The organism is Mesorhizobium sp. M0047 (genome assembly GCF_040323315.1).
Lineage (GTDB): Bacteria > Pseudomonadota > Alphaproteobacteria > Rhizobiales > Rhizobiaceae > Mesorhizobium.
Genome location: NZ_JAMYUW010000018.1, coordinates 12,974 through 25,356, shown reverse-complemented (window position 1 = coordinate 25,356; position 12,383 = coordinate 12,974). Strand labels below are relative to the sequence as shown.

Here is a 12,383-nt window from a genome sequence, read left to right as displayed (position 1 = left end):
ACGAGCCTTCGTTGCAGCGGCGTTAGAAGCGAAAATCAAATCCTACGCAGCGACTGAGGTACGTAGCCTCCCGTTTCGCTCTGGAAGCTGGACTGGCGCTGATCCAGTTTGCCGATTCCTCGCCTAGGCCGTTCGTCAACGGCATCAAGACGGCGCGGCAACGGATCGTCGCTCGGCATGATGAAGATCGCCAGAGCTTCCTGCGCAAGCGCTGCTTCTCCAAATCCGACACAGCAAGAATCATCGATACTATGCTGCTTGAGGAAGGCTGGCCGCCGAAATCAATTTTCGACTTCGTACAGGGCATCACGCGGGTCGCGCGCGACAAGTCGTATCAGGTTGATCGTTTGGAGATGGCGGGCAAGGCCAAGAAGCTTCTCGATTTCGCTGCGTGATCCTTCCGACGCCTGGCGTGGAGGACCTCCGCGCGTCGGCCGCACATCTGTCATGTCCATTAATCCCAGCTCCGTCCTCAAAAGCACGAAGACGGCGCCTTTTCTTTCCGGACGGTCATGTGCCGGGAGATGGACCACGCCAACACCCTGGGGCCCTCGGCGTCGTCGTCGCGAAGAGATCAGCAAGCCAAAACCATGGCGGGCATTATCATTTCGACCCATCAAAATCTGCGGCAGGCGGCAGGCGGCAGGCGGCCGGCGGCGGCGTGAGGCCTGGAGACAGAGGAGGGAGGGAGGGAGTTTCTAGACGGGTTTGGAGGTTCAGGGAGAGGCCCCGGGCCGCCCGTCACGGAGAACCAGACCATGGCAAAGAACGCCATTCAGAAGATCGCGATGAACGCCGCCGAGAATATTCCCTATGACAAGCTAATGCTGTCGCAGAAGAATGTTCGGCGCATCAAGGACGGCGTGTCGATCGAGCAACTGGCCGAAGACATTGGACGGCGGAAGCTGATCCAGAGCCTGAACGTTCGGCCCGTGCTCGACGGCGAGGGCGAGGAGACCGGCACGTTCGAAGTGCCCGCCGGCGGCCGGCGCTATCTCGCGCTCGGTATCCTCATCAAGCAGAAGCGCCTGGCCAAGAATGAGCTGATCCCGTGCATCGTCAACCGCAGGCACGAGACGTCGGCCGAAGAAGACTCGCTTGCAGAGAACCTGCGTCGTGCAGACCTTCATCCGCTCGACCAGTTTCGCGCGTTCAAGACACTCAGCGATCAGGGCCTCGATCCGGAAGAGATCGCCGCGCGCTTCTTCTTGTCGCCAGCCACGGTGACGCAGCGCTTGCGGCTGGCATCGGTCTCACCCAAGCTGCTCGACCTCTACGATAAGGACGAAATCCGGCTTGAACAGATCATGGCCTTCTCGATCTCGGACGATCACGCGCGCCAGGAGCAGGTCTGGGAGCGAATTGCCAGCTCGCACATGCAGGAGCCGTACTACATCAGACGCCTGCTGACGGAGACGACGGTCCGGGCCGATGATCGCCGGGCCGTCTATGTCGGTGCCGGGGCCTATGAGGCGGCCGGCGGCGTCATCCTGCGCGATCTCTTCGAGCAGGATTCCGGCGGCTGGTTCCAGGATGCGGCGCTCCTCGAGCAGCTCGTCTTCGACAAGCTGAAGATGGATGCTGAGGCGATCCGCGCCAAAGGGTGGAAATGGGTCGAGGCGGCGATCAGCTTTCCCTACGGCCATACCTCCGGCATGCGGCGCATCTATGCCGAGGCGGAGGAACTCAGCGCCGGGGAGATCGAACGCTACGATGCGCTGAAGGCCGAATACGACAAGCTGGATGCGGACTATGCCAAGGCCGACGATGCCGACGAAGCGATCGAGGCGAAGCTCGACCAGCTGGGTGCCGAGCTCGATGCGATCGATGATCGTCCCCAAAGCTACGATCCCGGCCACAAGGCCATTGCCGGTGTGTTCGTGACCCTCGCTGCGAATGGTCAGCTTCAAGTCGATGCCGGTTTCGTGCGATCGGAGGACGAGCCGCGGACCGAAACCGGCGACGTCGATGAGGGCGAGGAAGGACGCGCCGACGGCGGAACCCGATCCAGTGGCGACGACTGTGGCGATGGTGTTGTCGTCAACGGCAATCGAGTGAACGACAGCGCTAGTGACGACAGCGAGGACGATGGCATCAAGCCGCTGCCTGATCGACTCGTCTTCGACCTGACCGCGCAGCGGACGCTGGCACTGCGCAACGCACTCGCCGGTGACGTCGACATGGCCTTCGTCGCCGCACTCCACGCCTTCGTCCTGCAGGTCTTCTATCGCTTCGCGCCGGACACCTGCCTTGAGATCAGCCTGAAGAGCGGCAGCTTCAGTCAGGTCGAGGGTCTTGCTGAGACGCCCTGGGCCAAGGAGATCGCCGAGCGGCACGAAGCGTGGGATCGCGATTTGCCCGATGAGGCAGAAGGCCTGTGGGACTTCCTTCTCGGCCTCGACGAAGCAAGCCGCAAGGCGCTGTTGGCGCACTGCGTCTCGCTAACCCTCAATGCGGTGGTCGAACCCTGGAACAGGCGAGCGAAGGCGCTCCAGCATGCAGACATGCTTGGCCGCTCGCTCCAGTTCGACATGGTCAACGCCGGCTGGACGCCTTCGGTCGAGTTCCTCGGGAGGCTCACCAAAGCGCGGATTCTACAGGCTGTCAGTGAAGCTCGTGGCATAGAATCTGCGCAGCTGATCGACCACATGAAGAAGGACAGCATGGCGCGTGAGGCCGCCCGTTTTCTCGAAGGGTCCAACTGGCTTCCAGAGCCGCTGCGCGTTGAGGTCGATGAGATTGCTACCGATTCTGGCGATGCGGTCGCCGGCGACATGTCGCACGAGTCAGCTCTCGACGGCGATGCCACCGAGCTGCCGGCCTTCCTCGCCGACGATGCGGATCCGTCCCGCGATGAGCCGGTGACCATCGACGGCGACAAGGCCGACCACCTCCAGACCGCCGAATAATCGGCTTCACGCTCGCACCGGGCCCGGCATTCCGCCGGGCCTTTCCGGCTGTAACTCACTCTCAAGCCCGGGACCGCCATAGCGCGCCCGGGCCCTCCTTTCACGGAGATCGACATGTTCGACTGGAACAGAAGTTGGTCAAATGAACCATCGACCGGGGTGACGCCCCGGCGGACGCCGATGAGAAAGCCAACTCTCCAGAGTTTCGCTCGCCGATGCAACGCTGGATTCGGACAGGTCGAATGGCATACCGAGTTCAATGTTTACAACGATCAGCCGCCGACTGTGCTTACGCCGCGGATCTTCGCAAACCCGCAGCATGCTCACCGAAAAGGACGATCGCTGGTCACCCCTCACCATAGCGTCATGGTCCAAGACAGCAGCGTCCTTGTCCAATGCATTGTCTGAATCGATTGCCGGCAATCGATTCACGACATTGATGGAAATTTGAGATGCCGCACAGCCATGGAAGGGCTGAGATCTCCTCCTCACCGATCCGCCAGGTCCACTCACCCATCTCCGGTCGGTTCGCGATCATATCCTGCAACGAAACCTCCAACGCTTCGTCCGCACCGGCCGGGACGACAAAGAGCGCTATCGGCTCGTCGCTGTTCTGGAGCAGAGCGTTGGCGATCGGCTGGTCCGTCTGCAGGTCATATCGCAATCCCTTCACGGTCTTCCCGCGAAGGCGGGCGAGCGCGTCAACGAACCTCTTTTCCGGCACCGTCTCACTCGGCTGACGGGCCAACCAAGCAACCCGCGCAGGCAGCGGTCGGCCCTCGGGATCCGGCTGCCTTGACGGAACGCGATAGGCATTTCGCATATTGGCTCCGATCAGCAGTATGCTCGGCGCAAGAGGATGGGAGAAAAGTCATGTCCCGAGAGCGTGACGTGCGCATGTGGCGCGAGGCCGGGAAACTTGCGGAATCTGGCGACTACGAAGGGTGGCAGGTCATCGAATGGGAGCTTCGCAAAAGAGGATTCCCACGCGCCAAGCTATTGCTTGATAACGATCGGATCCGCGACAAATTGGATCAGCTCTGCAAGAGCGCACAGGCGAAACGCGCCTATCCCAACCGGACCTAATGGCCAGAAGCGCCCCCGCCGCTGTGACTGGCAATGCGTCCGCGGCATGCGCGTTGCGACGAGCCTAACGATCTGCGAAACCAAGAGGCGGCTCTGGTTTCGGCATCGCTTTGCTCAGATCGAAATTGCGAGGCAGCTGAACCCGGGTGTTCTCAATCGCCGTCGTGGTCGTCCTGTCAACCGGCACGATTATCACCATCCGGACCTGTTGTTCAGGCCACAGTGGTTTTCCGAAAAGGAAGAGCACAACGGTAACAACGCAGATCAGGAGAAGCGTTGCAAACGTGTTCGCGATGATCTCACCAGGCAGCATCCGACCTCCAATGAGAGCACCCGCCACTCGGGGACATACAATGACGGGCGCTCAACAACCGACGATGAAGGGACTCATGTTCGCCGGCAGGCATTCAATGAGTGACCGACCCTGATGTTTCGCGCTTGGGACTTTTGCCGTTCAGCACAGGACTTAAGTCGCAATCTCACCGACGGCATGGCTACCTCCAAACGCGATAGAGCTCTCGGATTTGCTCATTTGCTTCATCGGCGAGGACAGTTTTCCGTTGCATTAGCAGTTGATGAAATTTGTCGGAACCTTCGGCCCGTTACGCTGTTCTGCGGGAGGTCAGTGGCGGGAAGGGTCGTTGTGCAAATCCTTACATCAGAGCAGTCGCGAGCAGCACGGGCCCTCTTGAACTGGTCTCGTGCGCGACTAGCCGGCAGGTCCGATGTTAGCGAAGACACGATCCGCGAGTTTGAGAATGGCAACAGGGTTCCACGTGCCGGCAACCTCGCTCGCATTCGACGAGCTTTGGAAGCTGCAGGTGTGATCTTCACCGCTGAAGGGCGATCGCTGGCCAATCTCTCGGAAGATGCTGTTCGAGGTAATCGGTTGAAGGACGTTGGGCCGCATTCGGCAGAAGCTGTCGAGCGCAACAACCACAAGGGCGGAAGGGGAACGAGCCCTACCGATTTGCTTGATCCTTTGCCACGACGTTGAAAAGTACAAGGCTTGTCATCGGGCGGCCGATATTTCGACGTTCAGTCAATGCCGGGTCTTGCCGTCAACATCTTTGATGGCCTGGGTCCGGTGGCCGTCGAACTTCGTGGCCCCAGCCATCGCCCTTGGCTGCTCGACCAGCTCCGGCTCAATCGGACGAATGAAGGACAACCGGACGCCGCCAGCGGAGTTAGGCACGTACAAGCACTCCAGCCAACAATTTGCTGATATCGCACAGCCATAAGCGTTCCGTTAGCACTTGCTGAAAAAGCAATGCGGAACATTCCTGCCGCGTCGCTGTTTTCCTCACCAGGAGGAACAGCGATGGGCGACCACAAATACAAGCGAGATTTCCGGGACCGCGATCGCGTGTCCGCGGACGAGGATTATGAGGTCCGCTACTTCGCCAAGCAGCACCGAATTACGCCCGAACAGGTTCGGGAACTGATCGGCGAGCATGGCAACGACCGCAAAACCTTGGCGCATGAGGCCAGGAAGCTGCGAGGGTGACGAAGCTTTCCGATTTGGGGCCGCCGATCATCGGCAGTCGGCATGGGAAAGAGCCAGCCGACGAGCGCGACCATTTCCACACGTGCCCGGTGTGTGGCCAGGCGGTCGACCGGCGCGACCTCCGACAAGTGCTCTGGCACGAGCAGCCGTGGCACAAGCCGCTCGATCCAGACGCCTAGCGGTCAGCGCTCGTCGTCGCCTGAAATTCGACGATACCGGAAGTGATTTCGAATGTGGTCGTTGAAAAAGCGGCCCTTGGCGAAGGCTGCCCGGAACGCCGCAAAAGTCTCCGGCGGCACACCTTCAAACTCGTAGCGCTTGCCACTGGCGACAAACCACACGGACAAGACACGGCTCTCCGGATCATAGTCTGTTTTGCTTATCGAGGTGGAGGGCATAGACCCTTGCTCTTTTTACGAAACCACGCGCCTGTGCATCAACTTCGCGATTGCATTAACGTTCCTCGGCGCGTTGTTTGGACTACAGCGTTTGGGCGCATTCTCCCCCGGCAGAAGGGCTTGCACAGATCACGGCACGACACCCGTTCGACAAGTGGCGCAACCGCACAAGTGCCAAGCGCTTCGTGCACCCAACGATGGGTGAGCGTGCCGCCGCGGCTGATCCTCGTGACCATCGCCGCAGCCGGCGCGCTGGCCCTTCAAGCGGCCATGCAGAACGGCGACAGCCTGCCCGAGTTCAACGTGTCGAACTTGATCGGGCGAAGCCGGAACCGATCATTGGCATCGCCTCCGTCGTCGACGGCGGCTCGATCGACGTCCACGGGCAGCGCATCCGCTTCAACGGCATCGATGCGCCGGAGAGCAGGTAATACTGCCATGGCGCCTAGGAATTGAGAATAGCCGTGCGGCCGGCGATCGGTAGGAGCGGTCGACGCGTTCCGCCTCGATACCCATGCAGTGCACGTTCGTAACCCGGCCTCACTATTGCCGTTTAGTCGGAGAGTCCCGGCGCGCAGACGGGGCCAGCGGGCGGCATGGATGGTCCAGCATGGCCAGTCACTCGATTGGCACGCTATAGCCACGGCGCCTACGCGGAACAGCAGGCGAAGCCCAAGCGGCAAAGCTCGGCATTCGGATTGGGACATTCCGTCCCACGCTCAAACCGGTAGCGGCGGCATGTCGCCTTCGCCGACCCGCCACACCCAGGAGCCGATCTCAGGTCGCGCGGCCATCATTTCCTCAAGCGACGCTTCGAAGGTCTCGTGCGCTCCGGCCGGAACGACAAAGAGCGCTATCGGCTCGTCCCTGTTCTGGAGCAGTGCGTTGGCGATCGGCTGGTCGGTTTGCAGGTCGTAGCGCAATCCCTTCACGCTTTTCTCGCGAAGGCGGGCGAGCGCGTCGACGAGCCTTTTCTCCGGGATCGTCTCGTAAGGAATCCAGTTCTCGGACACCACCATCAACGCGACCTCCTCGACAATGGCGAGGCCGGCCGCGTTCAGTCCAAACGTCGCGATCGCCATCAAATGTGAACTGGAATCCGCTCCCCACAGTGACAATTCTTTCTCGAAACGTATCTGCAAACGCCGATCCAATGCATTGTCGATGTAAAAGGGAAAGCCGGGCAAATGTCTGATGACAAGTTTCTGACCGGAGCGGGCAGAAACAATCTCTTTCACCTCGCCGACCAGAACCAGTAACTTTCGTGGGCCGGATTTCGTCGGGAGCGCCATGCCGAGAGCCGCATTGCGACGATGTTCGATCGCTTGCCTGTTCTCGGCGCGAAACGGCTCGGGCACGAACAGGATATCCGCGAGGGGTCCGCCCCTCACCGTCATTTGCCCGGCAGCCTCGAGCAGATGCCAGCGGACATTCCACCAATGTCGCTTGCCGGCCCATCGGGATGTCCAGACCGTCAATTCGGCCTCGTGCCAGAGATAATGAAGGAGGCCACGCAGCGACATCCTCCTGGGATCGGCGGTTGCGCTGGCGGAACTTTGCCCTGCAGGCACGGATGCTGCGCGGCTCCCTGTCTTCGACAGGCTGAAGTCCAGTTTGAGGGCCGCTATGCCGCTTTGCGGATCGAGCTGTATCGCGCTGCCCATCAAGGCGCCCAGACCGGACATCTCGTAAGGCGATTCGTATGAATCGCAGGATGGATCATGCCCGCCGCCGCTGAGCGGCATGCGCTTGATCAGGTGAAGGCCGCCGATGCGGGCGATGTACATCGGGCAGCCCGGCTCGCGGCACAGGCATAGCGGACGCTCGGTGCGGGCATAGGCGTTCGCCAGCGCCGCCTGCAGGTCAGGTGCTCCCTCCTCGTAGACCTCACTGCCAATTCTGAACCGTCGCATCACCTCCGCAGCTCCAGGTCGTCGCCGCATCCCTGTGCGCGCATTCAAGTCATGGCTTTGCGCAGAGTGCAACCCGTTTGGTGCATCGGCGCCAGAGGCAGAAAGGAGCCGGGAGGAGTGCGGCCCGGCTGGCGCACAGAGAGTGCCGGCGCGCGCGCCACTCCCCTCTCGCGAAGGACATTTTCATGAACATTGCTTCGACCACCTCAACCGTCGCACGTATCGGCGCTTCCGTCTGCGCGCCGACGCACGCCCGCATCAACAACGCTCAGGCGATCTATCAGGCGGCAATGCGGCTTTTGCCCTTCCTCGAACACGGCAAGCCTGTCACCACCGCCGCATTGCGCACCGCCATGACGACAAGTTTTGGCGGCAGCGATGCGCAAGGGTTCTGGGTCTGGAAAGACGCCTATGAGGCGCTCGAAACCGCCCAGGTGCTGTTTCTGCGCCGGTTCGGCCCTGCGATCCTGTCCCGGTCGACCACGCCGCGTGCAACGCTGGCGATGATGAAGCGCATCGCCGAACTTCTTCCCACCCATACGCGACGCTCCGAAGAGAGCCAGGCCATGCAGCAGCTCTCTACGCCCTTGCCGCTGGCCTTCATCACGGCGCGCGCAGCGTCGATCGCATCTTGCGACCTCGTTCTCGAACCCTCGGCCGGCACCGGTCTGCTCGCCGTCCATGCCGAGATCGCGCGCGCCTCGATCACACTCAACGAGCTTGCCGCGACGCGGGCCGATCTCCTCGGCCTGCTGTTTCCCCGGTTCCCCGTCTCGCGCTACGACGCCGCCCATATCGACGATCATCTCGCGCTTTGAGGGAAGGCGATCATGACCGGCTCGGCCTCCGAGCTGGCGCGCCGCCTTGGCGAACACGCCGAGGCAGTGTGCCGCGAATATCTCTCCAACGGCCATCGCTCCGGCAATCACTGGATCGTCGGCGATGTCCGCAACACGCGCGGTCGCTCAATGCATGTGCGGCTGAGGGCAAACGCCAAGGGCCCGGCGGGTAGGTGGGTCGACGAGGCGACATCTGAATTTGGCGATCTGCTCGATGTCATCCGTGAAAGTTGCGGCCTCGTCGACTTCCGTGACATCGCGGATGAAGCGCGTCGCTTTCTCTCTATGCCGCCGCTACCGCCCCAAGCTCCTGGCGCGCAACGCCAGCCTGCCGCGGCACCCGGCTCGCCTGACGCCGCGCGTCGCCTGTTCGCCATGTCGCAGCCGATCGCCGGCACGTTGGCCGAACGATACCTCGCCGGCCGCGGCATCCTGCTTTCCGCGCATGAGCCCGCGCTGCGCTTCCATCCCGGCTGCTACTACAGGTTCATGATGAAGATCGCAGGCGCCTTTATCGAAGCGCGCAGCGAGGGCCGCCGCGTCAGCCGTCTGTATTGACGTTCCCTTTTTGCGGCAGGGAGCATACCTCGGATCAGTTCGCCATGCCTGTACGCCGGTCGCAGGAACAGGAATGGCTTCGTCGCGCAAATCCGGTGTCATGCTGCTTTGCGCCGACGTATTCAATTCCAGCACAGGAACGCACCATGGCCGCCGCCGCAAATAGGAAGATATCCGTGTCGATGCGGTTTCGTAGCGATGATCTCACCATCATCGACTGCGGTGCTGAGCTGCTCGGCCTGTCGCGCACGGAGTTCATGCGGCGCGCAGCACTCCACGAGGCTCAGGCCGTCATCCTCAACGAAACCGTCATCCGCGTGTCCCCGCAAGCCTATGACGCCTTCATGCAGGCGATCTCAGCCCCCGCCGCCGCGCCCCCGCCGAAGGCGGCCGAGCGGCTGCGTCGGTCCCCGCCCTGGGACCGCTAGGTGGCGCTTTCAGGCATCGAACTCCTCGACGACGCGCACCGCCTCGACAGCTTTGGTTGCGGCAAGCCGGCGCTCAACGCCTGGCTGGCCGGCTTCGCGTGAACGAACCAGGCCCGCGGGTTTACCCGGGTCCTGGTCGTTCACGACGAGGGAACAGTCGTCGGCTATCACGGCCTTGCGCCGGACGTGATCCAGCCAAACAGCGCGCCGCGCGCGATCCGCACCGGACGGCCGCCCGATCCGATCCCTTGCCTGCTGATCGGACAACTCGCCGTCGACCACCGCTATGCCGGACAAGGCATCGGCAGCGGCCTGGTCAAGGACGCGCTGCATCGCTGCGTCGCCGGCGCCGACATCGTCGGCGGCCGCGCGGTGGTGGTGCGGGCGATCGACGCCGAGGCCGAGCGCTACTTGCAGAGCTGGGGCTTCATTCCCGCGCGGGACAATCCGGCGGGGCTCATGCGCTCGATCCAGGACGTGAGCCTCTGGCTGGCCGACAAAGGCCACTGAGCTCCACGCGCGTAGCGCCTCGGGCAGGGTCCGGGCGCGCCGGCCTGCGGCCGGCCGGGCTCTCGTCGCGGCGTTCTTTCGCTCCCCGAGCCGGCTTCGCCGTCTCGGCCTTCGGGTGACGATCCCTCGCGCAGGGCCAGAGGCAGAGGGCGGCCGGAGCCGGGCGGGAGACGCTGGAGAGAAGGGAAAGTCACGATCTCGATGATATTCATAGGTGGATCACGCGAGATATTCGAGCTGCCGGAACCTGCCATCGCTCGCATCGGCGCAATCGTTGCTGCCGAGCACGGCGTGCTGATTGGCGACGCGCCCGGAGCCGATGCCGAGGCGCAGGGCCTGCTCGCCGGCTACGGCTACGACCATGTGGGGTCTTCCATGCGGGCAAGGAACCCCGCAACAATCTCGGCGACTGGGCAGCCTACCATATTCCTTCTCCTGAGGGTGCCGAAGGATACTGGGTCCACGCCACCAAGGACCGGGAGATGGCGCGGCGCGCCGACTTTGGCATGATGGTCTGGGACGGCGCATCGCCCGGCACGGCCGTCAACGTGCTTCGGCTCGCCATCGCGAACAAGCCGTGCGTCATCTACGATCTGGCCAGGGGCAGCATGGCGACGACGTACAATGTGGGAGACTGGTGCGCCATGCTCCGCCATGCCGGTCCAGACATTCGCCGCCAAGCCGAAGCCCGCATGATGCCGGACGAGCGTCTGGCGTTGCCAGGATGATGTACGCGCGGTCCCGCCGACAGCCCGGCGGGTCCGATCCGATCTGCTTGATCCGACCCCGCGCCGCCTACTCCACTTGTACGAAAGCCAGGGCCGGCCCTCTCGAAACCGCTCCACGCGCAGAGCCGCGGGGCATTGTGCGGATGATCATCTTGACGCTTCTCGCCTCTCAAGCGGGTGCAAGCGTGCCGGACAATATCCTGGCTTGCCGGGTCATCCAACCTGACTTCGCGGCATCGTCCGCGAGGGGCGTGAAGTTCGCTGCCAGCCGGCTCCGATCTCGAAACCGCTATGCCGCCATACCGAACATGCAAGGCGGTTACGCGCCAGGCTGCTATTCGATGTGTTGGCGGTGCCGACGACATGACCGGAGAGGCTGCAGCCTGTTCCTGCGATCCGGCAGCGTTGCGTCGGCCGTCAAGCGATGGCGGCCTGAGTTCTTGTCCATCTGCCGCATCCGGGGCCATTCCCGTTTCATGTCGCCTTTGTAGACGACCGCCTGCTTTGTGCGGTCAACCCCCGTTGGGGGTACACTCGACGAATATTCAGGAAAATTCGATTTCTGTTTTTTGTCTGCGGGCAGGCGAAGGGCCTGCCCGCTATTTTTCGGCAAATAGAATTTTCCAGAATTTTCACCGAGATGACCGCAGCAGGAGGGTCCTCTCCTTTGGCGCCATCGGGAATGGTCCCGATGCAACCGAAGGAGAACCACCATGGCCACCATGATCGCAAACCTCACCACCAAAGCCGACGGCTCGATGGAAGGCGTCTTTGCCACGCTCCGGGTCAACGCCCCGATCACCCTCATCCCGAACACCAACAAGTCGCGCGAGGACGCGCCCGACTACCGGATCGTCAACAAGCGCACGGGCTTCGAGATCGGAGCCGGCTGGCACCGCACCTCCCAGCGTTCGGGCGAGGAGTACCTTCAAGCTGGAAGCCCCCGAGATCGGCGTGATCTTCGGCAATCTCGCTCCCGCCCCGGGCGGCGAGGAAAACAAGAAGGTCATCCTCTGGAACAACCCCCAGTGAGGCATCGGTGGCCGGCCCCTTCCGGGGCCGGATCCCCACCGGCAAAAGGAGGTTGCAATGAGCCGCTACACCATCACCGTTACTGGCACCGTCAGCGGACAGGGCCGCTCGGATCCAGACACTGTCATCGGTTACGACCCGCCACTTCGAACCTACTTCCTGCAAGCGTTCCCGCACGACGTGACCGACGACCCTGCACTCTGGCTCGGCACTCACGGTCACGCGTTCGAGAGGCTTGAGGATCTTCACGACGCAGCCGTCGCTCACGGCTATGGCTTCATGCCGCTGTCGGCCGATGTCGCGGCGAAACTCATCGAAGACAAGGCGGCTATGGCTGATCGGGCGCCGCCTTAATGAGTCCGACTGGGCGAACGCGTCCCAAAAAGCCCCGCCGCGGAACGCGCCGTCGCCGGGCTTTTCTTATGCAGAGTGGCTGGAGACTAATGTCTATCAGCCAGTGCGGCCGGTCGACGGC

The 12,383-nt window shown here is 62.5% G+C and carries 16 protein-coding genes and 3 pseudogenes; 15 read left to right on the top strand and 4 right to left on the bottom strand.

The annotated features are described in order from the left end of the window. Nucleotides 1-56: 56 nt before the first annotated feature. Together NKJ89_RS18570 and NKJ89_RS18565 are read left to right on the top strand one after the other, a co-directional pair. A pseudogene (locus NKJ89_RS18570) lies at nt 57-395 on the top strand (hypothetical protein); the annotation flags it as partial. A gap of 363 nt (nt 396-758) precedes the next feature. Further along, entirely contained in the window at nt 759-2,909 is a 2,151-nt protein-coding gene (locus NKJ89_RS18565) for a ParB/RepB/Spo0J family partition protein (RefSeq protein WP_352604537.1), read from the top strand. A 364-nt stretch (nt 2,910-3,273) separates the two neighbouring features. On the opposite strand, the gene NKJ89_RS18560 is transcribed toward NKJ89_RS18565, so the two are convergent. After that, nucleotides 3,274-3,732 carry a DUF1173 family protein gene (locus NKJ89_RS18560; RefSeq protein ID WP_084025635.1) on the bottom strand — a complete coding sequence of 153 codons (459 nt, stop codon included), beginning with the start codon at nt 3,730-3,732 and terminating at the stop codon, nt 3,274-3,276. Nucleotides 3,733-3,782: 50 nt separating this feature from the next. On the opposite strand from NKJ89_RS18560, the gene NKJ89_RS18555 reads away from it, so the two are divergent. The 5 genes from NKJ89_RS18555 (at nt 3,783) to NKJ89_RS18535 (ending at nt 5,681) form a co-directional block, all read left to right on the top strand. After that, entirely contained in the window at nt 3,783-3,995 is a 213-nt protein-coding gene (locus NKJ89_RS18555) for a hypothetical protein (protein WP_352486273.1), read from the top strand. A 46-nt stretch (nt 3,996-4,041) separates the two neighbouring features. Beyond that, nucleotides 4,042-4,413, top strand: a complete 372-nt coding sequence (locus tag NKJ89_RS18550; RefSeq protein WP_352604535.1) for a hypothetical protein — start codon at nt 4,042-4,044, stop codon at nt 4,411-4,413. Nucleotides 4,414-4,422: 9 nt separating this feature from the next. Further along, entirely contained in the window at nt 4,423-4,992 is a 570-nt protein-coding gene (locus NKJ89_RS18545; protein WP_352604533.1) for a helix-turn-helix domain-containing protein, read from the top strand. A gap of 324 nt (nt 4,993-5,316) precedes the next feature. After that, on the top strand, nt 5,317-5,502 hold the full coding sequence (locus tag NKJ89_RS18540; protein ID WP_023761792.1) for a DUF3606 domain-containing protein: 186 nt from the start codon (nt 5,317-5,319) through the stop codon (nt 5,500-5,502). Continuing rightward, nucleotides 5,499-5,681 carry a hypothetical protein gene (locus NKJ89_RS18535; RefSeq protein WP_023761793.1) on the top strand — a complete coding sequence of 61 codons (183 nt, stop codon included), beginning with the start codon at nt 5,499-5,501 and terminating at the stop codon, nt 5,679-5,681. Before NKJ89_RS18540 ends, NKJ89_RS18535 begins: the two co-directional genes overlap by 4 nt. Nucleotides 5,682-5,684: 3 nt before the next feature. Here NKJ89_RS18535 and NKJ89_RS18530 read toward each other — a convergent pair whose 3' ends face one another. Then, nucleotides 5,685-5,900 (bottom strand): KTSC domain-containing protein, encoded by a 216-nt coding sequence (locus NKJ89_RS18530; protein ID WP_023761794.1) that lies wholly within the window; start codon nt 5,898-5,900, stop codon nt 5,685-5,687. A 77-nt stretch (nt 5,901-5,977) separates the two neighbouring features. Here NKJ89_RS18530 and NKJ89_RS18525 point away from each other — a divergent pair, with 77 nt between their 5' ends. Then, nucleotides 5,978-6,331: a hypothetical protein gene (locus NKJ89_RS18525; RefSeq protein ID WP_352604531.1), complete on the top strand. Its 354-nt coding sequence runs from the start codon at nt 5,978-5,980 to the stop codon at nt 6,329-6,331. 288 nt (nt 6,332-6,619) lie between these two features. On the opposite strand, the gene NKJ89_RS18520 is transcribed toward NKJ89_RS18525, so the two are convergent. Next, nucleotides 6,620-7,813, bottom strand: coding sequence for a DUF1173 domain-containing protein (locus NKJ89_RS18520; RefSeq protein WP_352604529.1), 1,194 nt, complete (start codon nt 7,811-7,813; stop codon nt 6,620-6,622). 185 nt (nt 7,814-7,998) lie between these two features. Between NKJ89_RS18520 and NKJ89_RS18515 the strand changes: the two genes are divergently transcribed. From NKJ89_RS18515 to NKJ89_RS18500, 4 genes and pseudogenes are all read left to right on the top strand, one after another. Then, on the top strand, nt 7,999-8,631 hold the full coding sequence (locus tag NKJ89_RS18515) for a hypothetical protein (RefSeq protein WP_502904140.1): 633 nt from the start codon (nt 7,999-8,001) through the stop codon (nt 8,629-8,631). Nucleotides 8,632-8,643: 12 nt separating this feature from the next. Next, nucleotides 8,644-9,138, top strand: a pseudogene (locus NKJ89_RS18510) (DUF7146 domain-containing protein); the annotation flags it as partial. Nucleotides 9,139-9,392: 254 nt separating this feature from the next. Further along, nucleotides 9,393-9,638: a type II toxin-antitoxin system TacA family antitoxin gene (locus NKJ89_RS18505; RefSeq protein WP_352604670.1), complete on the top strand. Its 246-nt coding sequence runs from the start codon at nt 9,393-9,395 to the stop codon at nt 9,636-9,638. A 132-nt stretch (nt 9,639-9,770) separates the two neighbouring features. Next, nucleotides 9,771-10,148 (top strand): GNAT family N-acetyltransferase, encoded by a 378-nt coding sequence (locus NKJ89_RS18500; RefSeq protein WP_352604668.1) that lies wholly within the window; start codon nt 9,771-9,773, stop codon nt 10,146-10,148. 219 nt (nt 10,149-10,367) lie between these two features. On the opposite strand, the gene NKJ89_RS18495 is transcribed toward NKJ89_RS18500, so the two are convergent. Then, on the bottom strand, nt 10,368-10,511 hold the full coding sequence (locus NKJ89_RS18495; protein WP_352486280.1) for a hypothetical protein: 144 nt from the start codon (nt 10,509-10,511) through the stop codon (nt 10,368-10,370). Between the two features lie 119 nt (nt 10,512-10,630). Between NKJ89_RS18495 and NKJ89_RS18490 the strand changes: the two genes are divergently transcribed. The 3 genes and pseudogenes from NKJ89_RS18490 to NKJ89_RS18480 all read left to right on the top strand — a co-directional run bounded on the left by NKJ89_RS18490 (nt 10,631) and on the right by NKJ89_RS18480 (nt 12,262). Continuing rightward, nucleotides 10,631-10,876, top strand: a complete 246-nt coding sequence (locus tag NKJ89_RS18490; RefSeq protein WP_352604527.1) for a hypothetical protein — start codon at nt 10,631-10,633, stop codon at nt 10,874-10,876. 713 nt (nt 10,877-11,589) lie between these two features. Next, nucleotides 11,590-11,908 (top strand): annotated as a pseudogene (locus NKJ89_RS18485) (DUF736 domain-containing protein). Between the two features lie 57 nt (nt 11,909-11,965). Further along, entirely contained in the window at nt 11,966-12,262 is a 297-nt protein-coding gene (locus NKJ89_RS18480) for a hypothetical protein (RefSeq protein WP_352604525.1), read from the top strand. The last annotated feature ends 121 nt before the right edge of the window (nt 12,263-12,383 follow it).

Coding starts and splice junctions, on each gene's coding strand:
- NKJ89_RS18565 (WP_352604537.1), top strand. CDS start 759: ATGGCAAAGAACGCCATTCAGAAGATCGCGATGAACGCCGCCGAGAAT.
- NKJ89_RS18560 (WP_084025635.1), bottom strand. CDS start 3,732: ATGCGAAATGCCTATCGCGTTCCGTCAAGGCAGCCGGATCCCGAGGGC.
- NKJ89_RS18555 (WP_352486273.1), top strand. CDS start 3,783: ATGTCCCGAGAGCGTGACGTGCGCATGTGGCGCGAGGCCGGGAAACTT.
- NKJ89_RS18550 (WP_352604535.1), top strand. CDS start 4,042: ATGCGCGTTGCGACGAGCCTAACGATCTGCGAAACCAAGAGGCGGCTC.
- NKJ89_RS18545 (WP_352604533.1), top strand. CDS start 4,423: ATGTTTCGCGCTTGGGACTTTTGCCGTTCAGCACAGGACTTAAGTCGC.
- NKJ89_RS18540 (WP_023761792.1), top strand. CDS start 5,317: ATGGGCGACCACAAATACAAGCGAGATTTCCGGGACCGCGATCGCGTG.
- NKJ89_RS18530 (WP_023761794.1), bottom strand. CDS start 5,900: ATGCCCTCCACCTCGATAAGCAAAACAGACTATGATCCGGAGAGCCGT.
- NKJ89_RS18520 (WP_352604529.1), bottom strand. CDS start 7,813: ATGCGACGGTTCAGAATTGGCAGTGAGGTCTACGAGGAGGGAGCACCT.
- NKJ89_RS18515 (WP_502904140.1), top strand. CDS start 7,999: ATGAACATTGCTTCGACCACCTCAACCGTCGCACGTATCGGCGCTTCC.
- NKJ89_RS18505 (WP_352604670.1), top strand. CDS start 9,393: ATGCGGTTTCGTAGCGATGATCTCACCATCATCGACTGCGGTGCTGAG.
- NKJ89_RS18495 (WP_352486280.1), bottom strand. CDS start 10,511: ATGGTCGTAGCCGTAGCCGGCGAGCAGGCCCTGCGCCTCGGCATCGGC.
- NKJ89_RS18490 (WP_352604527.1), top strand. CDS start 10,631: ATGGCGCGGCGCGCCGACTTTGGCATGATGGTCTGGGACGGCGCATCG.
- NKJ89_RS18480 (WP_352604525.1), top strand. CDS start 11,966: ATGAGCCGCTACACCATCACCGTTACTGGCACCGTCAGCGGACAGGGC.